This is a genomic window from Neisseria cinerea (genome assembly GCF_900475315.1).
In the GTDB taxonomy this organism is placed as follows: Bacteria; Pseudomonadota; Gammaproteobacteria; order Burkholderiales; family Neisseriaceae; genus Neisseria; species Neisseria cinerea.
Genome location: NZ_LS483369.1, coordinates 37,724 through 58,883 on the forward strand (window position 1 = coordinate 37,724; position 21,160 = coordinate 58,883).

At 50.6% G+C, this 21,160-nt stretch carries 23 protein-coding genes; 15 read left to right on the forward strand and 8 right to left on the reverse strand.

The window, feature by feature from the left end; genetic code table 11:
* Positions 1-3: 3 nt before the first annotated feature.
* Positions 4-1,680, forward strand: coding sequence for a type IV-A pilus assembly ATPase PilB (pilB, locus tag DQM57_RS00215; RefSeq protein WP_108043478.1), 1,677 nt, complete (start codon positions 4-6; stop codon positions 1,678-1,680).
* A 92-nt stretch (positions 1,681-1,772) separates the two neighbouring features.
* Here pilB and DQM57_RS00220 read toward each other — a convergent pair whose 3' ends face one another.
* From DQM57_RS00220 to DQM57_RS00235, 4 genes are all read right to left on the reverse strand, one after another.
* Complete coding sequence (locus DQM57_RS00220) at positions 1,773-1,982, reverse strand: DNA gyrase inhibitor YacG (protein WP_039854241.1); 210 nt, start codon at positions 1,980-1,982, stop codon at positions 1,773-1,775.
* A complete protein-coding gene (gene coaE, locus DQM57_RS00225) occupies positions 1,975-2,607 on the reverse strand; it encodes a dephospho-CoA kinase (RefSeq protein WP_111726190.1) in 633 nt (210 codons plus the stop codon). The genes DQM57_RS00220 and coaE overlap by 8 nt, the downstream gene beginning before the upstream one ends.
* Before the next feature lies 1 nt (position 2,608).
* Positions 2,609-3,469 carry a prepilin peptidase gene (locus DQM57_RS00230; RefSeq protein ID WP_111726191.1) on the reverse strand — a complete coding sequence of 287 codons (861 nt, stop codon included), beginning with the start codon at positions 3,467-3,469 and terminating at the stop codon, positions 2,609-2,611.
* Between the two features lie 73 nt (positions 3,470-3,542).
* Complete coding sequence (locus tag DQM57_RS00235; RefSeq protein ID WP_107996268.1) at positions 3,543-4,775, reverse strand: type II secretion system F family protein; 1,233 nt, start codon at positions 4,773-4,775, stop codon at positions 3,543-3,545.
* Between the two features lie 357 nt (positions 4,776-5,132).
* Between DQM57_RS00235 and pgi the strand changes: the two genes are divergently transcribed.
* The 4 genes from pgi to mscL all read left to right on the forward strand — a co-directional run bounded on the left by pgi (position 5,133) and on the right by mscL (position 9,349).
* Complete coding sequence (gene pgi / locus DQM57_RS00240) at positions 5,133-6,776, forward strand: glucose-6-phosphate isomerase (protein ID WP_111726193.1); 1,644 nt, start codon at positions 5,133-5,135, stop codon at positions 6,774-6,776.
* Positions 6,777-6,985: 209 nt separating this feature from the next.
* Positions 6,986-7,807, forward strand: coding sequence for a 2,3,4,5-tetrahydropyridine-2,6-dicarboxylate N-succinyltransferase (gene dapD, locus DQM57_RS00245; RefSeq protein WP_003676582.1), 822 nt, complete (start codon positions 6,986-6,988; stop codon positions 7,805-7,807).
* Between the two features lie 166 nt (positions 7,808-7,973).
* On the forward strand, positions 7,974-8,759 hold the full coding sequence (gene fabI, locus DQM57_RS00250) for an enoyl-ACP reductase FabI (RefSeq protein WP_108043474.1): 786 nt from the start codon (positions 7,974-7,976) through the stop codon (positions 8,757-8,759).
* Between the two features lie 149 nt (positions 8,760-8,908).
* Complete coding sequence (gene mscL, locus DQM57_RS00255) at positions 8,909-9,349, forward strand: large conductance mechanosensitive channel protein MscL (protein ID WP_107959664.1); 441 nt, start codon at positions 8,909-8,911, stop codon at positions 9,347-9,349.
* 58 nt (positions 9,350-9,407) lie between these two features.
* Here the strand turns inward: mscL and ilvE are convergent, their stop codons facing one another.
* Complete coding sequence (gene ilvE, locus DQM57_RS00260) at positions 9,408-10,406, reverse strand: branched-chain-amino-acid transaminase (protein ID WP_107959666.1); 999 nt, start codon at positions 10,404-10,406, stop codon at positions 9,408-9,410.
* A gap of 323 nt (positions 10,407-10,729) precedes the next feature.
* Between ilvE and DQM57_RS00270 the strand changes: the two genes are divergently transcribed.
* The 3 genes from DQM57_RS00270 to gloA are packed head-to-tail and all read left to right on the forward strand — an operon-like array spanning position 10,730 to position 12,663.
* Positions 10,730-11,044: a LapA family protein gene (locus DQM57_RS00270; protein WP_107859474.1), complete on the forward strand. Its 315-nt coding sequence runs from the start codon at positions 10,730-10,732 to the stop codon at positions 11,042-11,044.
* A 10-nt stretch (positions 11,045-11,054) separates the two neighbouring features.
* On the forward strand, positions 11,055-12,224 hold the full coding sequence (gene lapB, locus DQM57_RS00275; protein WP_107996515.1) for a lipopolysaccharide assembly protein LapB: 1,170 nt from the start codon (positions 11,055-11,057) through the stop codon (positions 12,222-12,224).
* Positions 12,225-12,246: 22 nt separating this feature from the next.
* Positions 12,247-12,663 (forward strand): lactoylglutathione lyase, encoded by a 417-nt coding sequence (gene gloA / locus DQM57_RS00280; RefSeq protein WP_111726195.1) that lies wholly within the window; start codon positions 12,247-12,249, stop codon positions 12,661-12,663.
* Between the two features lie 139 nt (positions 12,664-12,802).
* On the opposite strand, the gene DQM57_RS00285 is transcribed toward gloA, so the two are convergent.
* Complete coding sequence (locus DQM57_RS00285) at positions 12,803-15,136, reverse strand: motility hub landmark protein FimV (RefSeq protein WP_111727593.1); 2,334 nt, start codon at positions 15,134-15,136, stop codon at positions 12,803-12,805.
* A 296-nt stretch (positions 15,137-15,432) separates the two neighbouring features.
* On the opposite strand from DQM57_RS00285, the gene DQM57_RS00290 reads away from it, so the two are divergent.
* The 7 genes from DQM57_RS00290 (at position 15,433) to dusA (ending at position 19,866) form a co-directional block, all read left to right on the forward strand.
* Positions 15,433-15,963 (forward strand): septation protein A, encoded by a 531-nt coding sequence (locus DQM57_RS00290; protein WP_107959670.1) that lies wholly within the window; start codon positions 15,433-15,435, stop codon positions 15,961-15,963.
* A gap of 2 nt (positions 15,964-15,965) precedes the next feature.
* Complete coding sequence (locus DQM57_RS00295; protein ID WP_192882205.1) at positions 15,966-16,256, forward strand: YciI family protein; 291 nt, start codon at positions 15,966-15,968, stop codon at positions 16,254-16,256.
* Positions 16,256-16,534: a BolA family protein gene (locus tag DQM57_RS00300; protein ID WP_003676560.1), complete on the forward strand. Its 279-nt coding sequence runs from the start codon at positions 16,256-16,258 to the stop codon at positions 16,532-16,534. Before DQM57_RS00295 ends, DQM57_RS00300 begins: the two co-directional genes overlap by 1 nt.
* A 39-nt stretch (positions 16,535-16,573) precedes the next feature.
* Complete coding sequence (locus DQM57_RS00305; protein WP_107959673.1) at positions 16,574-17,440, forward strand: peptidyl-prolyl cis-trans isomerase; 867 nt, start codon at positions 16,574-16,576, stop codon at positions 17,438-17,440.
* 70 nt (positions 17,441-17,510) lie between these two features.
* Complete coding sequence (locus DQM57_RS00310) at positions 17,511-18,269, forward strand: peptidylprolyl isomerase (RefSeq protein WP_107959675.1); 759 nt, start codon at positions 17,511-17,513, stop codon at positions 18,267-18,269.
* Between the two features lie 75 nt (positions 18,270-18,344).
* A complete protein-coding gene (gene dtd / locus DQM57_RS00315) occupies positions 18,345-18,806 on the forward strand; it encodes a D-aminoacyl-tRNA deacylase (RefSeq protein WP_111726196.1) in 462 nt (153 codons plus the stop codon).
* A 49-nt stretch (positions 18,807-18,855) separates the two neighbouring features.
* Entirely contained in the window at positions 18,856-19,866 is a 1,011-nt protein-coding gene (gene dusA / locus DQM57_RS00320) for a tRNA dihydrouridine(20/20a) synthase DusA (protein ID WP_111726198.1), read from the forward strand.
* A 69-nt stretch (positions 19,867-19,935) separates the two neighbouring features.
* Here the strand turns inward: dusA and gluQRS are convergent, their stop codons facing one another.
* Together gluQRS and DQM57_RS00330 are read right to left on the reverse strand one after the other, a co-directional pair.
* Complete coding sequence (gluQRS, locus tag DQM57_RS00325) at positions 19,936-20,823, reverse strand: tRNA glutamyl-Q(34) synthetase GluQRS (protein ID WP_111726200.1); 888 nt, start codon at positions 20,821-20,823, stop codon at positions 19,936-19,938.
* An 18-nt stretch (positions 20,824-20,841) separates the two neighbouring features.
* Positions 20,842-21,132, reverse strand: a complete 291-nt coding sequence (locus DQM57_RS00330) for a hypothetical protein (RefSeq protein WP_111726202.1) — start codon at positions 21,130-21,132, stop codon at positions 20,842-20,844.
* Between the last annotated feature and the right edge of the window lie 28 nt (positions 21,133-21,160).

A 21,160-nucleotide genomic window follows, 5' to 3' on the forward strand; every position in this document is an offset into this window, starting at 1 on the left:
CGTATGAGTGTTGGTCTTTTAAGGACTTTGGTACAAAACCAAGTGGTCACTGTCGAACAGGCAGAGCATTACTATAAGGAGTCGCAGGCAGGGAAGGAAGTTTTGCCGATGTTGTTTTCAGACGGCATTATTTCCCCAAAGTCGCTTGCTGCATTGATTGCCAGGGTGTTCAGTTATTCGGTTCTTGATTTGAGTTACTATCCGCGCCATAGGGTACTGATGGGCGTGCTGACCGAGGAACAGATGGTAGAGTTCCGTTGTGTGCCGATTTTCCGACGGGATAACAAGGTATTTTTTGCGGTTTCTGATCCGACGCAGATGCCTCAGATTCAGAAGACCGTTTTTGCGTCAGGGATTTCGGTTGAGTTGGTGATTGTCGAAGACGATCGGCTGGCCGGGCTGTTGGAATGGGTGGGTTCGCGCTCGACTGCGTTGCTTCAGGAAATCAGTGCGGAACAGGAGGAGCAGGAAAGCCATACTCTGTATATTGATAATGAAGAGGCGGAAGACGGTCCTGTTCCAAGGTTTATCCATAAAACTTTGTCGGATGCTTTACGCAGTGGGGCATCGGATATTCATTTTGAGTTTTACGAACATAATGCGCGTATCCGGTTCCGTGTGGACGGGCAGCTTCGCGAGGTAGTCCAACCCCCGGTTGCGGTGAGGGGGCAGCTTGCTTCTCGGATTAAGGTGATGTCGCGCTTGGATATTTCCGAAAAACGCATACCTCAGGACGGTAGGATGCAATTGACCTTCCAAAAGGGTGGCAAGCCTGTCGATTTCCGTGTCAGTACGTTGCCGACGCTGTTTGGCGAAAAGGTTGTGATGCGGATTTTGAATTCTGATGCTGCTTCTTTGAATATCGATCAGCTTGGTTTCGAGCCGTTTCAGAAGAAATTGCTGTTGGATGCTATCCACCGTCCTTACGGCATGGTGTTGGTAACCGGTCCGACAGGTTCGGGAAAGACTGTGTCGCTCTATACCTGTTTGAATATTTTGAATACGGAGTCGGTAAACATTGCAACGGCGGAAGACCCTGCCGAGATTAACCTGCCGGGTATTAATCAGGTTAATGTTAATGAAAAGCAGGGGTTAACTTTTGCCGCAGCCTTGAAGTCTTTTTTGCGTCAGGATCCGGACATTATCATGGTTGGTGAGATTCGTGATTTGGAAACTGCCGATATTGCGATTAAGGCGGCACAAACAGGGCATATGGTGTTTTCTACCCTGCATACTAATAATGCGCCGGCAACATTGTCACGTATGCTGAATATGGGTGTTGCGCCGTTTAATATTGCCAGTTCGGTCAGCCTGATTATGGCGCAGCGCCTGTTGAGGAGACTGTGCCCGAGTTGTAAACAGGAAGTGGTACGTCCGCCTGTTTCTGCGTTGAAGGAGGCGGGTTTTACAGATGAAGACCTTGCAAAGGATTGGAAGCTCTACCGTGCGGTTGGTTGCGACCGCTGTCGGGGCAAGGGTTATAAGGGGCGTGCCGGTGTCTATGAGGTTATGCCTATCAGCGAGGAAATGCAGCGTGTCATTATGAACCATGGTACAGAAGTGGATATTATGGACGTTGCTTATAAGGAAGGTATGGTCGATTTGCGCCGTTCCGGTTTGTTGAAAGTTATGCAGGGTATTACTTCGTTGGAAGAGGTAACGGCAAATACCAACGATTAGGTTTAAGAATGAAAATGCCGTCTGAAACATGTTTGTTTCAGACGGCATTTATTTTGAGCAGTAGAGGGGGCGGTCAGGCGGATTTTTTTAAATCAGCGGTATATACACTCAAATTCGGATATTTCCAATAAACCTTCTTCTTGGGCTGTAACCGTATATTCCTCATCTGCCCATCCGCCTAAGTCTGTCAGTTTGCAGCGTTGCGAACAGAAGGGGCGGAATGTGTTTTCCGGTTTCCATATTACTGATGTTCCGCATGTTGGGCATTTAACTGACAGGCATGTTTGTTCCGGTTCAGCCATGGTGTTTTTCCTGTATCTGTTGCATGGTGAAGATGCTTGAGTAAAATGTGTGCAACCGCCTTATTTTATCATGCAGGTGTTTAATGTTGCCATCATTAAGCAGTGCATCATCCGTAAGGAGCAGGCGGTCCCGGTCTTCGGCTTGATGGCGGATAATGTCCGATACTGCCTTACGGGACAGGCCGCTGCGTTTCATGACTCTGACGATACGCTCTTCCAAAGGGGTGCTTATTGTCAGCACGCGCTGTATTAATTTCATGAATTGACGTTTTTCTGTCAGCAGTGGGATTTCGACAATGCCGTAGGGTGCGTCGTTAAATGTTTCTTGCTGTTTTTTGATTTCTGAGAAAATCAGCGGTAACATCACAGACTCAAGCAGGGTTTTTTGGGTGTTTGAGGCAAATACTTCTTTACGCAACATGTCGCGTTTCAACACACCTTGATTATCGAAGAAGCGGTCGCCGAATAATTGTCTGATTTTTAGAAGGGCAATGCCGTCTGAATCTGTCAGTGCATGTGCTACCGCATCCGCATCGATACGCGGTACGCCTAAATCTGCAAAATATTGTGCCGCCGCCGATTTGCCGCTGCCGATTCCTCCGGTCAGTCCGACCCATATAGCCATATCACAGTCCCGAATGGGTAAGCCACCAATTAACCGCACGAAGTACGGAATCGTTTGCTGCGAAGATAATCCAGCCTGAGATTGCCAGTGCGGGACCGAAGGCAAAATATTGCCCTTTGGAGATGCGCATGATGACTGCCATTGCCAAGCCGACCAGTGCGGCAAGGAATACCAGAACGGGTAGTACGGATATGCCGAGCCACGCCCCTAATGCGGCAAGCAGTTTGAAGTCGCCGTTACCCATGCCGATTTTTCCTGTAAGCAGTTTATACACTGCACATAAGAGCCATAATGAACCGTAGCCGGCAACCGCGCCTGAAACCGCCGATTGTAAAGACACGAAATCCCCGTTAAAGTTGAACAGCAGCCCCAGCCAAATTAAGGGTAGGGTCATTGAATCGGGCAGATATTGGGTATCTGCATCGATGAGGGTAAGGGAAATCAAAAATGCGGTCAGTATCAAACCGCCCAGTGTAATCCAAGACCAGCCGTATTGCCATGCGACCAGGCCGAACAATATGCCGGTCAGCAGTTCGATTAAGGGATAGCGTATGCTGATTTTGGTTCGGCAGGAGGCACATTTTCCGCGCAGGAATAGGTAGCTGACAATCGGAATATTCTGCCATGCGCGTACCGGTGCGCGACATTTCGGGCAACAGGAATCCGGTTTCATCAGGTTGAAGGTATGGCTTTCCTCATCGGTCAGCGGCAGGTTTAAATGTTCTTTGGCAAATACCGTCCAACCGCGCTCCATCATGACCGGTATGCGGTAAATGACGACGTTTAAGAAACTTCCAACCAGCAGCCCGAACACCGCTGCCAACGGTACGACAAATGCCGACAATATAGACAAATCAGACATATTTTGTTCTCAGTGTATTCAATACAAAAACAAACCGGCGCAGAATGAGTCCGCGCCGGGTTTGTGCGGCAAATCAGCCGATCACACTACCCAAGTTGAACAATGGCAGATACATTGCTACTAGGAGCGTACCAATAATCAGACCTAAAACCACGATAATAATCGGTTCCATCATGGCGGATAGGCGGCCGACAGCATTGTCTACCTCGTCTTCATAAAACTCGGAGGCTTTATTGAGCATGTCGTCTAAAGAGCCCGATTCCTCACCAATGGATGCCATCTGTACCATCATATTGGGGAAAAGTTCCGTCGCACGCATTCCTGAGGTCATCGACAGGCCTTGAATTACGCGTGTGCGGATTTCATGGGTGGCTTCCTCATAAATTATGTTGCCTGCCGCACCAGCCGTAGAATCCAATACGTCAACAAGCGGTACGCCCGCTGCAAACAATGTTGCCGTCGTCCTACCCCACCGTGCAATGGTTGCTTTGCGTACGATTTCTCCGAAAATCGGCATACGAATCAGCAATGCGTCCATACGGCGTTGTATTTTGGGTGAACGCTCTTTAAGTTTGAGGAAGCCGTATATTGAGCAGCCAAGCGCAATCAGAATTATCCAGCCGTATGCGACAAAAAACTCGGAAATATCCATGACGGCCTGGGTCAGCGCGGGTAATTCGGCACCCATATTGGAATAAACTTCTTTAAACGCTGGCAGTACGAAGATCATCATGACAAATACCAAGCCGATGGCGACGGCAATTACCGATATCGGATAAGTCAGCGCAGTTTTTACTTTTTTACGGATGGATTGTGTTTTTTCTTTATAGACTGCCAGTTTATCCAGCAGGCTTTCCAATACGCCGCCCATCTCACCTGCAGAAACCAGATTGCAGTAGAAGCGGTCGAAGTATTTGGGATAGCGTGAGAATGCGCGACTCAGAGTGGTGCCCTGTTCTACTTCACTACGGATTTCCATCAACATTTCCGTCATGGACGGGTTGGCATGACCGCGCGCCACAATCTCAAATGCCTGCATCAGCGGCAGGCCCGCTTTCATCATAGTTGCCAACTGGCGAGTGAAGACGGTAATGTCTTCTTGCGTAATTTTGCGTTTTGAAGTTGTTTTTATACGGCTAATCTGTAACGGGCGGATGCCGCGTTTTGTCAGTTTCTTGCGTGCCTCTTCTTCGGTAAACGCAGATACTTCGCCGTTGACTATTTTGTCGGAGGCAGAATGCCTGCCTTCAAAGATAAAGCGTTTTTCTTTCTTTGAAAATAAAGAAAGTCCCCCGTTTTTAGCCATATCCCAGCCCCGTAAAATAATTGGAATAAAATAAATATAAGAAATACCGTTAAAACAATAATATCGGTATTTTACCGATTATATGTAACCATAAGTATGCCCATATGCGGTCGGCAAATGGAGCTTACCCGAGCGTGATTATACCTTATTAAACGGTTGTCTGGCATCTATGCGTACGCAATAAATCTTGTAGGATATTGTTGTGGGTTAAATTCCGACCGGAGGGTATTTCGCTATATGGAAATAAGGTGCTATTGAACGCGGAGGGTGGTGTTTCGGAGATTCGCCAAAGCAGCTTTCGTTTGTTACACTGCATTCTGTTATATTTTTAATCCGAATCTAGAATCAAGGAAAATCATGGATGCTTTTACCCGGGCGTGGCGGGTGCTTGAACAACATCATCAGGATACGAGACATATTCTTTTGCGCGACCGTTTTGCCTGCGAACCGGACCGCTTTGACCGTATGCACGAACGTTTGAACGGCATGTTGTTCGATTACAGCAAGAACCGGCTTGGGGAAGATACGCTTCAACTGCTCTGTAACCTTGCAGATGCGGCAGGGCTTGGACGGAGAATGCATGATTTGCGGACGGGCGCGAAGGTTAACGGCAGCGAAGGGCGTGCCGCGCTGCATACGGCTTTGCGCCTGCCCGACGGTGCGGATGCCGTTTATGTGGACGGTAGGGACGTGTTGCCCGAAATCCGCCGCGAACTTGACCGTGCTTTGGATTTTGCACGTGGTTTGGACGACGGTTCGTACAAGGGGGCGACGGGCAGGCGGATTACGGATTTTGTCCACATCGGCATAGGCGGCTCCGATCTCGGGCCGGCAATGTGCGTTCAGGCGCTCGAGCCGTTCGGACGGCAGATTTCCGTCCATTTTGTTTCTAATGCCGACCCTGCCTGCCTGGATGAGGCCTTATGCCGTCTGAACCCTGAAACAACGGTGTTTTGCGTTGCCAGCAAGTCCTTTAAAACACCGGAAACCCTACTCAATGCACAGGCGGTAAAGGCGTGGTACCGAGATGCGGGATTTTCGGAATCGGAAACGGGATGTCATTTTTGCGCGGTATCTGCCGACACGGAGGCAGCGGCGGCTTTCGGTATCGCGCCGGAGCGCGTATTTGCGATGTATGAATGGGTGGGCGGACGCTATTCCGTCTGGTCGCCTGTCGGGCTTCCTGTGATGGTCGCCGTCGGCGGGGCGTGTTTTCGGGAATTGTTGGCGGGGGCGTACGCGATGGACAGGCATTTTTTCAGTACGCCGCCGCGTCATAATATCCCCGTTTTAATGGCGCTGATTGCTGTGTGGTATAACAATTTCCAACATGCGGACGGTCAGACGGCCGTTCCGTACAGCCACAACCTGCGCCTGCTGCCGGCGTGGTTGAGTCAGCTCGATATGGAGAGTTTGGGTAAAAGCCGTACTTCAGACGGCAGCCCCGTAGCGTGCAAAACGGGCGGCATCGTGTTCGGAGGGGAAGGGGTTGATTGCCAGCATGCTTATTTCCAGCTTTTGCACCAAGGCACCCGGCTGATTCCTTGTGATTTTATCGTCCCCATGACTGTGCAGGGCAAGGAGGACGAACGCAGCCGGTTTGTTGTTGCCAATGCCTTTGCACAGGCTGAAGCCCTGATGAAGGGCAAAACCTTGGATGAAGCCCGTGCCGAACTGGCAGGCTTGCCCGAAACTGAGCGGGAACGCCTCGTGCCGCACAAAGAATTTCCGGGCAACCGCCCCAGCAACAGCATTTTGATTGACCGCCTTTCTCCTTATAATTTGGGTATGCTGATGGCGGCTTACGAGCACAAAACTTTTGTACAAGGCGTAATCTGGAATATCAACCCCTTTGATCAGTGGGGGGTTGAGTATGGCAAACAGTTGGCAAAAACCATAGGTGGCGAATTGCAGCACGGTGCATCGGCACACGATTCCTCGACCGAAGGGTTGATGGCGTTTTATCGGGAATGCCGTCTGAAAAACGACGGCGCGGCATGAAGGTGCTGCCGTTGTTCTGTATTGATTCGGGAGCGGAAAAAGGCATATGCCCGCCGCCTGCCCGATTCCGGAACGCTAATGTTCGGCAATCGCCCGCGTATTGCTGACGAATATGCGTTTGCATGGCACAATAGCGCATTAATTCCCAATAAACGTACTGCCTGAAAATAACGGCAAACGTTCCGAAACATTTCAAACAAGGAAATACCATGTCTTTGCAAAACATCATCGAAACCGCCTTTGAAAACCGTGCGGACATCACTCCGACCACCGTTACCCCCGAAGTCAAAGAAGCCGTGTTGGAAACCATCCGCCAACTCGACTCCGGCAAACTGCGCGTTGCCGAGCGCTTGGGCGTGGGCGAGTGGAAAGTCAACGAATGGGCGAAAAAAGCCGTCCTGCTTTCCTTCCGCATCCAAGACAACGAAGTCCTCAATGACGGCGTGAACAAATACTTCGACAAAGTGCCGACCAAGTTTGCCGACTGGTCTGAAGACGAATTCCGCAGCGCAGGTTTCCGCGCAGTTCCGGGTGCCGTTGCCCGCCGCGGCAGCTTTGTGGCGAAAAATGTCGTTTTGATGCCTTCTTATGTCAATATCGGCGCATACGTTGACGAAGGCGCGATGGTCGATACTTGGGCGACCGTCGGCTCTTGCGCGCAAATCGGTAAAAACGTGCATTTGAGCGGCGGCGTCGGCATCGGCGGCGTACTCGAGCCCCTGCAAGCCAGCCCGACCATCATTGAAGACAACTGCTTCATCGGCGCGCGTTCCGAAATCGTCGAAGGCGTGATTGTCGAAGAAGGCAGCGTGATTTCTATGGGTGTGTTCATCGGTCAATCCACCAAAATCTTCGACCGCACTACCGGCGAAATCTACCAAGGCCGCGTACCGGCTGGCTCGGTTGTCGTATCCGGCAGCATGCCTTCCAAAGACGGCAGCCACAGCCTCTACTGCGCGGTTATCGTCAAACGCGTGGACGCGCAAACTCGCGCCAAAACCAGCGTGAACGAATTGTTGCGCGGCATCTGATTCTGGACGGTATGTGCTCTGTTGCAGGCAATGCCGTCTGAACCTGCATCCGGATTCAGACGGCATTGCCGTTTCGTGCAAACAGGGGTATGCATACAGATAAACGGGCAATTTGCTATAATCTGCAGTTTAAGACGAACCAAACACTATCTTTAAAGGACAAAAAATGGGTTTTCTGCAAGGTAAAAAAATCCTGATCACCGGCATGATTTCCGAGCGTTCCATCGCTTACGGCATTGCCAAGGCCTGCCGCGAACAAGGCGCGGATTTGGCATTTACCTACGTTGTGGACAAACTGGAAGAGCGCGTCCGCAAAATGGCCGCCGAATTGGGTTCCGAACTCGTATTCCGCTGTGATGTTGCCAGCGATGACGAAATCAACCAAGTTTTCGCCGATTTGGGCAAACATTGGGACGGTTTGGATGGCCTCGTCCACTCCATCGGCTTCGCACCGAAAGAAGCCTTGAGCGGCGACTTCCTTGACAGTATCAGCCGCGAAGCGTTTAATACCGCACACGAAATTTCGGCATACAGCCTGCCCGCGTTGGCAAAAGCCGCACGTCCGATGATGCGCGGCAGAAACTCCGCCATCGTCGCCCTGAGCTACTTGGGCGCGGTACGCGCGATTCCGAACTACAACGTGATGGGTATGGCAAAAGCCAGTCTTGAGGCAGGTATCCGCTTTACCGCCGCCTGTCTGGGCCAAGAAGGCATCCGCTGCAACGGTATCTCCGCCGGCCCGATTAAAACGCTTGCTGCATCCGGTATCGCCGATTTCAGCAAACTTTTGGGACATGTCGCTTCCCACAATCCTCTCCGCCGCAACGTTACCATTGAAGAAGTTGGAAATACTGCCGCCTTCCTGCTGTCTGACCTGTCGTCCGGCATCACCGGCGAAATTACTTATGTTGACGGCGGTTACAGCATCAATGCCTTGAGTGTTGAAGATTAAACTGATCATATAGGGATGCCGTCTGAAACGGATTCTCTGTTTCAAACGGTATCGGTTTTTTGATCAAGAAGTATCTATATACCTCAAAATTAATAAATATCCATATTGTTTTATTTAAGATTTATTTGCAAACATATTAGGAGTTAAAGATGTCTATCGCTTCAGAATTCAAACAGTTTATTATGCGTGGAAACGTTATCGACCTTGCCGTCGGTATGGTGGTTGGTACGGCGTTCAGCGGTATTGTCAAATCATTGGTGGATGATGTCATCATGCCGCCTATCGGTATCTTAATCGGCGGGGTGGATTTCTCCAATCTGTTTATCACGCTTAAAGACGGCGCAAGTGTTCCGGAAGCCGGTTATCCGACGCTTGCTGCCGCCCAGGCAGCCGGTGCGGTTACCCTCAATATCGGTCTGTTTGTCAATTCGATTATCAGTTTCCTGATTATTGCCGCTGCGATTTTTGCTGTGGTTAAGGTTATCAATTCGATGAAACATGCTTCCGAATCGGAAAAGTCCGAGCCTGCGGGACCGAGTGAGGAAATATTGCTGTTGCGAGAGATTCGCGATGCTTTGAACAAAAAATAATCCGGATACAAAAATGCCGTCTGAAGTTGTTTCAGACGGCATTTCCTTATTCGAAATATCAGCACACGCGAACCAGCCAGCCGTGTTTGTCTTCTGCTAAACCGTACTGGATGTCGGTAATCGCCTTACGGATGGCATAGCCGCGTTCTTGGCTCTTCACTTCGATTTCTTTGCCGTCAATCACGAAAGAAGTTACCGGGGAAATGACCGCGGCCGTACCGGTCAGAATTGCCTCTGCACCGTTTTCCACTGCAGCTTTCAGTTCATCAACTGTGAAATTGCGTTCGCTGACGGTATAGCCCAAATCTTTGGCAACAGTCAGTACGGAATCACGGGTAACGCCATGGAGGAATTCGTCGGTCAGCGGTTTGGTAATGATTTCATCGCCGTTAATCAAGATAAAGTTAGATGCACCGGTTTCTTGTACGTCGCCGTTCGGGCAGAACAGGACTTGATTTGCGCCATATTCGGCTTTCGCCTTCAGCACCCAGTGCATGGCGGAAGCGTAGTTGCCGCCGCATTTGACGCGTCCCATGTGCGGGGCGCAGCGGATGTGTTCGGTTTCCACCAGAATCTTTACGGGGGAGCCGACTTTAAAATAGTCGCCGACGGGGGAAGCCAAAATATACAGCAGGGCGGTTTCGGAAGGAGAACCGGCTTTGCCGATAACGGGATCGGTACCGATTAAGGTCGGGCGCAGGTACAGGGCGGCAGGTGCATCGGGAATTTCATCGGCGGCGCGTTTAACCAATTCAACCAGCGCATCTAGATAAGCTTGGGTTTCGGGGCGCGGCAGGTGCAAAATGTCCGCACTTTGCTGCATGCGCGCGATATTGGCAGTCGGACGGAACAGTACGATTTTACCGTCTGCCTGACGGAAGGCTTTCAGTCCCTCGAAACATTCGCTGCCGTAGTGCAGGGCGTGCGCGCCGGGTGCGAGGGTGAGGTCTTGCGAGGATTGCCATTCGGCAGCCTGCCATTTGCCTTCGCGGTATGCAAGGACGGGCATTTGGGCGTGAAAAACGCTGCCGAATACGGCGGGTACGGGTCTGCTCATGATGAAAAGCCTTTCTTATTCTGATATGAACGGTTTAAATTTGAAGACTGTAAAGATACGCCTGCAAACGGGGTTTTGACAAGTGTGCCGTGGGTTTTTCTGTTGTCTGGATATTCAATCCTTTTCTTTTCAAATGGAAAGATAAGGGCGGTTTGAAAAATTGTCGGTAATTTTTGATGTTTGTAAGGCAGGGGTAGCAGGCGGATGCCGTTCGAAACACGCTTGCGTGTCCTATCCGAAACCGTTTAAATCGTTTAAACTAGCACAACCCTTAGTCAGAATGTAAAGCTGTCTGCGGCGGCATTTTTATTTGTGGAGCAATCATGAAACTTATTTATACAGTCATCAAAATCATTATCCTGCTGCTCTTTCTGCTGCTTGCCGTTATTAATACAGATGCGGTTACCTTTTCCTATCTTCCGGGGCAGAGTGTCAATTTGCCGCTGATTGTCATATTGTTTGGCGCATTTGTAGTCGGTATTGTTTTTGGAATGTTTGCATTGTTCGGACGGTTGTTGTCGTTACGTGGCGAGAACGGCAGGTTGCGTGCCGAAGTAAAGAAAAATGCGCGTTTGACGGAGAAAGAGCTGACCGCGCCACCGGCGCAAAATGCGCCCGAATCTGCCAAACAGCCTTGAGAAAGCCGATATGGACAATGAATTGTGGATTATCCTGCTGCCGATTATCCTTTTGCCCGTTTTCTTCGCGATGGGCTGGTTTGCCGCCCGTGTGGATATGAAGACCGTATTAAAGCAGGCAAAAAGCATACCGTCGGGATTTTACAAAAGTCTGGATGCCTTGGTTGACCGCAACAGCGGACGTGCCGCCAGGGAATTGGCAGAGGTCATCGATCAGCAGCCTCAGTCATACGACTTGAACCTCACCCTCGGCAAGCTTTACCGTCAGCGTGGCGAAAACGACAAAGCCATCAATATGCACCAAACATTGCTTGACTCTCCCGATACAACCGGAGCCAAGCGTGCGCGCGTGTTGTTTGAATTGGCGCAAAACTATCAAAGTGCTGGGTTGGTTGACCGTGCCGAACAGATTTTCCTCAGTCTGCAAGACGGTGAAATGGCGCGTGAAGCCAGACAGCACCTGCTCAATATCTACCAGCAGGACAGGGATTGGGAAAAAGCGATTGAAACCGCCCAACTCCTCAGTCACGACGAACAGACATATCAGTTTGAAATCGCCCAGTTTTATTGCGAACTTGCACAGGCTTCATTGTTTAAGTCCAATTTTGATGTTGCACGTTTTAATGTCGGTAAAGCCCTTGAGGCCAACAAAAGATGTACCCGTGCCAATATGATTTTAGGCGACATTGAATACAGGCAGGGCAATTTTCCTGCATCGGTTGAAGCGTATGCCGCTGTCGAACAGCAAAATCATGCCTATTTGAGCATGGTCGGAGAGAAACTTTATGACGCTTATGCGGCGCAAGGAAAGCCTGAAGAAGGATTAAATCGCCTGATAGGGTATATGCAGACCTTCCCGGAACTTGATTTGATTAACGTCGTGTACGAGAAATCCTTATTGCTCAGGGGGGAGAAAGAGGCTGCACAAACTGCTATCGAGCTTGTTCGGCGCAAACCGGACTTGAACGGTGTTTACCGCCTGCTCGGTTTGAGAATCAGCGATATGGATCCGACTTGGAAAGCCGATGCGGACATGATGCGTTCTGTGGTGGGCAGGCAGCTCCAGCGTAGCGTGATGTACCGGTGCCGAAACTGCCATTTCAAATCCCAAGTCTTTTTTTGGCATTGTCCTGCCTGCAGCAAATGGCAGACGTTTACACCAAACAAAATTGAAGTATAAAACATAAAAGGAACATAAAAGAATGCGTTTACTCCATACCATGCTCCGTGTGGGCAATCTTGAAAAATCCCTTGATTTTTACCAAAGCATATTGGGTATGAAATTGTTACGCCGCAAAGACTATCCCGAAGGCAGGTTTACTCTTGCCTTTGTCGGTTATGGTGATGAAGCCGACAGCACTGTTTTGGAGCTGACCCACAATTGGGATACGGAGCAATATGATTTGGGTAACGCCTACGGACATATTGCCGTTGAAGTCGACAACGCCTACGAGTCTTGCGAACGTGTTAAAGAAAAAGGCGGAAAAGTCATTCGTGAAGCAGGTCCGATGATGCATGGCACTACAGTCATTGCCTTTGTTGAAGACCCGGACGGTTACAAAATCGAATTTATCCAGAAACAAAGCGGGGATGATTCGGTTGTTTATACGGATATCTGATACAGGTTGAGAAATGCCGTCTGAAATCTGATAGGGTTTCAGACGGCATTTTTATTTACAGGTCTCGGTTCTAGGGTATCAAACATAAAAAAGATGCCGTTTAAAGCGGCATCTTTTGTTTGTGAAAGGGTGGTGGGGGTTACATAATGCCCAATTCTTGCGCCAATGCTTGAGCACGTTTGAGTATGTCGCCCTCTGCTTCTTCCAGCAATTCTTTCACCGTTTCGGCAGCGGCATCGCGATCGTCAATTTCAAGATACATTTTGGCAAGATCGTATTTCGCTTCGAGCGGTGCGTCGGAACCTACGGATTCCGAGGTAATTGCTGTTTTGTATGCACCGTTTTGGATATTTTCTTCAGGGAGTGAAATGTTCCAGTCTACCGTTTCTGTTTCACTGTCTTTTAGAAAATCGTGCAAATCATTTTCTGCAGGTGTGTTGGAATCAAATACTTCAGAAATATTTTCCGGTGCAGCATCTTCGATGGCAGGTGTTGCAAAAGGTTGCAGCAGGGCAGATAAGTCGTCTGCGGCAGTATTGAAGTTGGCTGCCTCTTCAACGTTTTCACTAATTGCCTTTTTGGTTTCACCTGTTTTCAGGAAGTCATTTAATTCTTCCTGTGTCGGGGCTTCGGCGACAGGTTCTTCCAAGACGGTTTCTGATGAAGATGCCTTCAGGAAGCCTGACAGTCCGGATAGGGCATGTATGTCTGATGCAGGTTCTTCAGCTTCTGTTTTTTCCGAGACAAGGGTGTTGCTTGGGAACAGGTTGTTGTAGAAATCAGTGTCGATTTCCGCCTGCACGCTTTCCTGTTCGGCAGGTTGTGGTTGAGGTGTATCGATTATGATCTCGACAGGGTTATACGGATTGACGGGTTCGGGCTCGTACACGCTGTCAGTGGATTCTATATCGTTCCAATCGGCATGTTCACGTTTTTGTGTCTCTTCATCCTGAGTGAGTGCACTGGACAAGATGCCGTTTTGGGCGGTTTCCAAATTATCGAAATCTAAGTCGATGTGGTTGGAAGGTGTATCACTCTCTAAATTGAATGTTTGCGTTTTCGATAATTCTTCTTCAGATTCTTCACTTAATGCGAGAGGGATATTTCCGCCGGTTTCTTGGGTGGGCGTGCTTTCAGTTTCGGTAAAGGTAATTTCTATGCCGTCGTCAGCCGCGTCGTCAAGGCCGAACCCTGCTTCTTTTTCGAAAACAGGTTCTTCCGTACGGCGTGCGCGTTTGGATTGTGCAAGGCGCAAAAGCAACAGCAGGATAATCAGAGCCGCACCGCCGCCGGCAAGCAGCATGGTGTACGAGCCGTCGAACAGTTCGCTCAACAGTCCGTCGGTGGTTTCCCCTTCGGCAGATGCCTGTTCGACAGGTTCGGCAGCAACTTCGCTGGCAGGTTCGGTAATAGGCTCGGATACGGCATGATTGGTTTCGTCAGCCAATGCATTGATAGCGGAAGCGGCAGTTTCCCCGGATGAGGATTCGGCAGTGACGGCAGACGCTGCTTCCGGTATTGCGGTGTTTTCGGTAGGTACGGGGTTGCGTTCAACTGCTGCCGAAGCAGGCGCTTCCGTAGCGGCAGGTTTGGCGGCGGGTTGGACAACCGGTTTGTCTGTTTTTTCTTCGGTAGGCACCGTTGCTTGTTTTTCAAGAGGTTTTTCTGTCGGAGCCGGTTGAGATATTTCAGACGGCATGGTGTCGGTTTTGGATTTTTCCGTTTGCGGCTTGCTGTATTCTTTTCTAACTTTTTTGGGGGCTGCCGCTTTAATTTTGTTCAGATTCGGAATCTGAAGCATGCTGCCTGCACGCAGTTTGCCGTGTCGGGAAATATCCGGGTTTGCTTTAAGCAGCGCATCGATAACTTGTTCGATTGTCAGGTGTTTCGGACGGATGGCGGTAGCTATCCCTTTGACTGTTTCACCTTTGCGGACGGTATGGGTTTTGCCGTTGCGTACCGGTTTTGCGTGTTGTACGTTGGTTTTGCCGGCTGTATTTGCCTCATCTTTTTTATTGGTTTCGTGGTAGGCCTTGTCAGTTTGGCTTTCTTTGGTTTCTGTTCCCGGTGCGGTTTTGTGGTTTACAGAGTGGTTGTCCGAAGAAGGCGTGGGTTTGGTTGTGGCGGATGAATAGCCGACAGGGTCGAGGATGGCAGTGTATTCGCGCACTTGGGCACCTGCGTTAACTCGGAATACCAAAACAGGATCGCGGACGGCTTGCGAGGAGGAAACGGTAATGACGGCTTTATTGCCGAGTTTACGGACTTTGGCGGTCATGCCTTTTTCGGAAACGGTAACGCTGCCGCCGTTGAGCAGGGCTTTGGCTTCTTCTCCGGTTACGGCAATATTGCCGGAAAAGGGTTCGTCAAGATTAGAACGGACATCAAGTCCGCCCAGTCCTGCATATGCCTGGAAGGATGCCGCCATGGCAATGGAGGCGGCAATCAGTTTGATTTGTATGTTTTTTTTCAAGATGTATCCCCTAATAGGTTGGCGGCTGAATACGGTCTGGACGCGTACAGCCTCATAATTTGGCATTGAAACACAGTCGGGCGGCAGGATATTCGGTATGTGAATGTACTGACCGAAGCTGCATCTGGATGACGGTAATGCACCATTTTTACAAATTATGACATATCTCCATCTTTTTTCAAAAACATCTGTACAGATTTGCACAGGTCAAAACAAAATTTGTTGGTTTTACAGGTGCAAAAGCAGGGTTCTGCCTGTATGATTAGCGATTATTTGATTTGCTTTATCATTTGGATATGAAATTTGTCAGCGACCTTTTGTCCGTCATCTTGTTTTTCGCTACTTATACCGTTACCAAAAATATGATTGCCGCTACGGCGGTTGCCTTGGTTGCAGGCGTGGTTCAGGCAGTTTTCCTGTATTGGAAGCATAAAAGGCTGGATACGATGCAGTGGGTCAGTCTGCTGCTGATTGTGATATTCGGCGGCGCAACCATTGTTTTGGGCGACAGCCGCTTCATTATGTGGAAGCCGACAGTATTGTTCTGGTGCGGGGCGTTATTCCTGCTGGGCAGCCACCTTGCGGGCAAAAACGGTTTAAAGGCGAGTATCGGCAGGGAAATCTCACTTCCGGATGCCGTATGGGGAAAATTGACGTATATGTGGGTCGGTTTTCTGATTTTTATGGGTATTGCCAACTGGTTTGTGTTTACTAGGTTTGAAGCGCAATGGGTTAACTATAAGATGTTCGGTTCGACTGCGCTGATGCTTGTTTTCTTTATTATTCAGGGTGTTTATCTGAGTACCTATCTGAAAAAGGAGGATTGACTTTGGAATATTTTATGTTGCTGGCAACAGACGGGGAGAATGTGCATGAAGCGCGTATGGCGGCACGTCCCGAACACCTCAAACGGCTGGAAACGTTGAAATCGGAAGGACGGCTGCTGACCGCAGGTCCGAATCCTTTGCCGGAAGACCCTAACCGCGTTTCGGGCAGTCTGATTGTGGCGCAGTTCGAGTCTTTGGACGCGGCGCAGGCTTGGGCGGAAGATGATCCCTATGTTCATGCCGGCGTGTATAGCGAAGTGCTGATTAAACCGTTTAAAGCCGTGTTCAAGTGATGCAGACGGTCGAGCTGATACGCGAACGCCTGCAGGCGCTTGCTCCCGACATCTTGGAAATCGGCGATGAAAGCCACCTTCACAGGGGGCATGCCGGAAATACGGGCGGCGGGCATTATGCCGTACTGGTCGTCAGCCGGCATTTTGAAGGCGTAAGCCGCCTGAACCGTCAGAAAACGGTCAAATCCCTGCTTAAAGATTTGTTTGCAGACGGCATGATTCACGCGCTCGGCATCAGGGCGGCTACTCCTGACGAGTATTTTCATGTTCCGGACTGACTTTGTCCGTCCGAATATTTCAATTAAAGAGAGAAGACTATGAAAGCAAAAATCCTTACTTCCGTTGCACTGCTTGCCTATTCAGGCAGCCTGTTTGCCCAAACACTGGCAACCGTCAACGGTCAAAAAATCGACAGCAGCGTCATTGATGCCCAGGTTGCCGCGTTCCGTGCAGAAAACAGCCGTGCCGAAGATTCTCCCCGGTTGCGCCAAGCCCTACTGGAAAACGAAGTGGTCAATACCGTGGTTGCGCAGGAAGTCAAACGTTTGAAACTCGACCAGTCGGCAGAGTTTAAAGACACGCTGGCCAAATTGCGTGCCGAGGCGAAGAAGTCGGGTGATGATAAAAAACCGTCTTTTAAAACCGTCTGGTCGGCAGTGGAATATGAATTGAACGGCAGGGCATACGCGCTGCATATCGCCAAAACCCAACCGGTTTCAGAGCAGGACGCAAAAGCCGCATATGACAATATTAGCGGTTTTTATAAAGGTACGCAGGAAGTACAGCTGGGCGAAGTCTTGACCGACAAGGAAGACAATGCGAAAAAAGCGGTTGCCGACCTGAAGGCGAAAAAGGGTTTCGATGCCGTCTTGAAACAATACTCGCTCAATGACCGTGCCAAGCAGACCGGCGCGCCGGACGAATATGTGCCTCTGAAGAATTTGGAACAAGATGCCCTTCCGCTTTATCAGGCAGTGAAAGACTTGAAGAAAGGTGAGTTTACGGCAGTTCCGCTGAAAAACGGCGATTTCTACGGCGTTTATTATGTCAACGACCGCCGCGATGTGAAAGTGCCTTCTTTTGATGAATTGAAAGAACAGATTGCCGGCGACCTTCAGGCAGAACGGATTGACCGTGCCGTCGGTGCATTGTTGAACAAGGCGGATATCAAACCTGTCAAATAAATTTGACAACAGGGTACGGCGGCAAAGACGGTAGGAGAGCGTCCTGCCGCCGTATGAAACCGGGAGTATTATGAAACAGAAAAAAACTGTTGCCGCCGTTCTTGCCGTCGTGTTGGCGGGTCTCGCGGCAGCTAAAGCACCCGAAGTCGATCCGGCTTTGGTGGATGAAGTAGTGGCACAAGTCATGCGGCAGTCGGACCGGCATACGGAACAATCCCCAAAACCGGATGGACGGGCAATCCGAAACGATGCCGTCCGTCAACTGCAAACTTTGGAAGTTTTGAAAAACGGGGCGTTGCAGGCTGGATTGGATAAGGATAAAGGCGTTCAAAACCGCTTTAAAATTGCCGAAGCGTCTTTTTACGCCCAAGAATACGTCCGCTTTTTGGAACGTTCGGAAACGGTTTCCGAAAGCGAACTGCATCAGTTTTATGAGCGGCAGACCCGCATGATTAAATTGCAGCAGGTCGGTTTTGCTACGGAAGATGAGGCGCGTCAGGCTCAGCAGCTCCTGCTCAAAGGGCTGTCTTTTGAAGGGCTGATGAAGCGTTATCCGAACAACGAGCAGGCGTTCGATGATTTCATTATGGCGCAGCAGCTTCCCGAGCCACTGTCTTCCCGATTGGCCGATATGAATCGCGGCGACGTAACCCGAGATCCGGTCAAATTGGGCGAACGCTATTACCTGTTCAAACTCGGCGCGGTCGAGAAAGACCCGGAAGCGCAGCCTTTCGAATTGGTCAGAAACCAATTGGAGCAGGGTTTGAAACAAGAAAAAGTCCGCTTGAAAATCGATGCCCTTTTGGAAGAAAACGGTATCAAACCGTAATGGCATTTTCGATATCGATGCCGTCTGAATCCTTTTCAGACGGCATTATCCGCTTTTAGACAAGGAGGACGGCCGATGCGTGCGGTCATACAGAAAACGGTAGGTGCAAAGGTGGATGTTGTGTCCGAAGCCGGCACGGAAACCTGCGGCAAAATTGACGGCGGGTTTGTCGTGTTGCTCGGTGTAACACATGATGATACCGATAAAGATGCGCAATATATTGCCGACAAAATTGCCCATTTGCGTGTGTTTGAAGACGGTGAGGGAAAGTTGAACCTGTCTTTGAAAGATATCGGGGGCTCCGTGCTGCTGGTGTCGCAGTTTACGCTTTATGCCGATGCGACAAGTGGCCGGCGGCCGTCATTTTCGAAAGCCGCACCTGCAGAACAGGCAAAACGGCTTTATCTGCATACGGCAGAACTGTTGCGCGGGCACGGGATTCATGTCGAAACGGGACGTTTTCAGACGCATATGCAGGTATCGCTCTGCAATGACGGGCCGGTAACCATACTGCTGGATTCCGGCAGGCTGTTCTGACTGGATTCCCGGTCGGCCGTATCCTCAAACCTATTTCATCATACCGATAATGAACGACAATACACACACCCTTCCTCCCCGCCGCCTGTCCGTTGCACCGATGCTCGACTGGACGGACCGGCACTACCGCTACCTCGCCCGCCAGATTACCCGCAACACATGGCTTTACAGCGAAATGGTCAATTCCGGCGCGATTGTTTACGGCGACAAAGACCGCTTTTTGATGTTTAACGAAGGCGAGCAGCCCGTCGCCCTGCAACTGGGCGGCAGCGATCCGTCCGATTTGGCGAAAGCCGCCAAAGCCGCCGAGGCATACGGTTACAACGAGGTCAACCTCAACTGCGGCTGTCCCAGTCCGCGCGTGCAGAAAGGTTCGTTCGGCGCGTGCCTGATGAACGAAGTCATGCTGGTTGCCGACTGCCTCAACGCCATGCAGGACGCGGTCGGCATCCCTGTTACCGTCAAACACCGAATCGGCGTGGACAGGCAGACCGAATACCAAACCGTTGCCGATTTCGTCGGCACGCTGCGCGACAAAACCACCTGCAAAACCTTTATCGTCCACGCACGCAACGCTTGGCTGGACGGACTTTCCCCCAAAGAAAACCGCGATGTTCCGCCCTTGAAATACGATTACGTTTACCGCCTCAAGCAAGAGTTTCCCAATCTGGAAATCATCATCAACGGCGGCATCACCACCAACGAAGCAATCGCCGGACACCTGCAACACGTTGACGGCGTAATGGTCGGACGTGAGGCATACCACAACCCGATGGTCATGCACGAATGGGACAGGCTGTTTTACGGTGATACCCGCAGCCCAATCGAATACGCCGATTTGGTGCAGCGCCTCTATACATACAGCCAAGCCCAAATCCAAGCCGGACGCGGCACAATATTGCGCCACATCGTCCGCCACAGCCTCGGGCTGATGCACGGTCTGAAAAACGCCCGCACTTGGCGGCGTATGCTTTCCGACGCAACGCTCTTGAAAGACAACGACGGCAGCCTGATTCTCGAAGCATGGAAAGAGGTTGAGCGGGCAAATACGCGCGAATAGGGCGAGGCTGTATGTGTGAAATGCCGTCTGAAGGTTTCAGACAGCATTTGTGCGTTTGTCGGGCGGTGTTTAGGGGGCGGTAATGGCGTGTTTCGGCACTTTGTCCATATCCCAGTGTGCCACAGCCCAGTCGAGCAGTTCGGCAGGGCGGTCGGTTTCCGGTGCTTCGGACAGGTTGAGGTAACGGAACACTTGGCGGAGGAGTTGTTCGCGGCGGTTTAAATCCAATGCGGGTGCGAGCGTCTGTTTCGACCATTTCTGCCCTTGTGCGTTGGTCAGGAGCGGCAGGTGGGCATATTGCGGTGTCGGAACGTCCAAACACTGCTGCAAATAGATTTGGCGCGGCGTGGAAACGAGCAGGTCTTGTCCGCGGACGATGTGGGTAATACCCTGTTCGGCATCGTCGGCAACGACGGCGAGTTGGTATGCCCAGTAACCGTCTGCACGAAGCAGGACGAAATCGCCGATGTCGCCGGCGAGGTTTTGGGTGTAACCGCCGACGATGCCGTCTGAAAAACCGATAACGCGGTCGGGGACGCGGATGCGCCACGCCGGCTGTTTGCCTTGCAGTACAGGGCGTTGGCCGGGGTGGCGGCAACGTCCGTTATAGACGAACCCGTCTGCGCCCCGCCTTGCCCCGGCCTGCCAGTCTTTGCGGCTGCAATGGCAGGGATAGACCAGTCCGGCGGTTTGCAGACGGCATAGGGTTTCTTCATACAGGGCGTAACGGCGGCTCTGATAGGCGACTTCTCCGTCCCATTCGAATCCGAATGCCTCAAGCGTGTGCAGGATATGGCTTGCCGCCCCCGGCATTTCGCGCGGTGGATCGAGGTCTTCCATGCGGACCAGCCATTTGCCGCCGTTTGAGCGTGCATCGGCATAGGAAGCGACGGCGGTCAGCAGCGAGCCGATGTGGAGCAGCCCCGTCGGGCTGGGGGCGAAACGTCCTGTGTACATATCCGGTACAGCCCCCTTTTATTTAAGACTATTAATCAAAGCCATTATCTCATCTTTATTCAGTTCCATCCCAGGCTCTTCAAGCAAGGTTAAATCATATAGAGCATTATATTGCTCTTCGGTAGCTGAATCATCCATAAGAGCAGGCGAGAAAAAATCGAAGGCTCTATCTGCAATTCTCTCATTACCTGCATTTCTATCAACCAGTTTCATCAATTCTGTATATATAGTATGGGGAGGTACCGGATCCTTAAAAATTAGATCTGAATAAATTTCATTGGGTGAAATGATTTCGAGTGCTTTTGCCATGATTCTATTTCCTTTTGTGTTGGTGGAT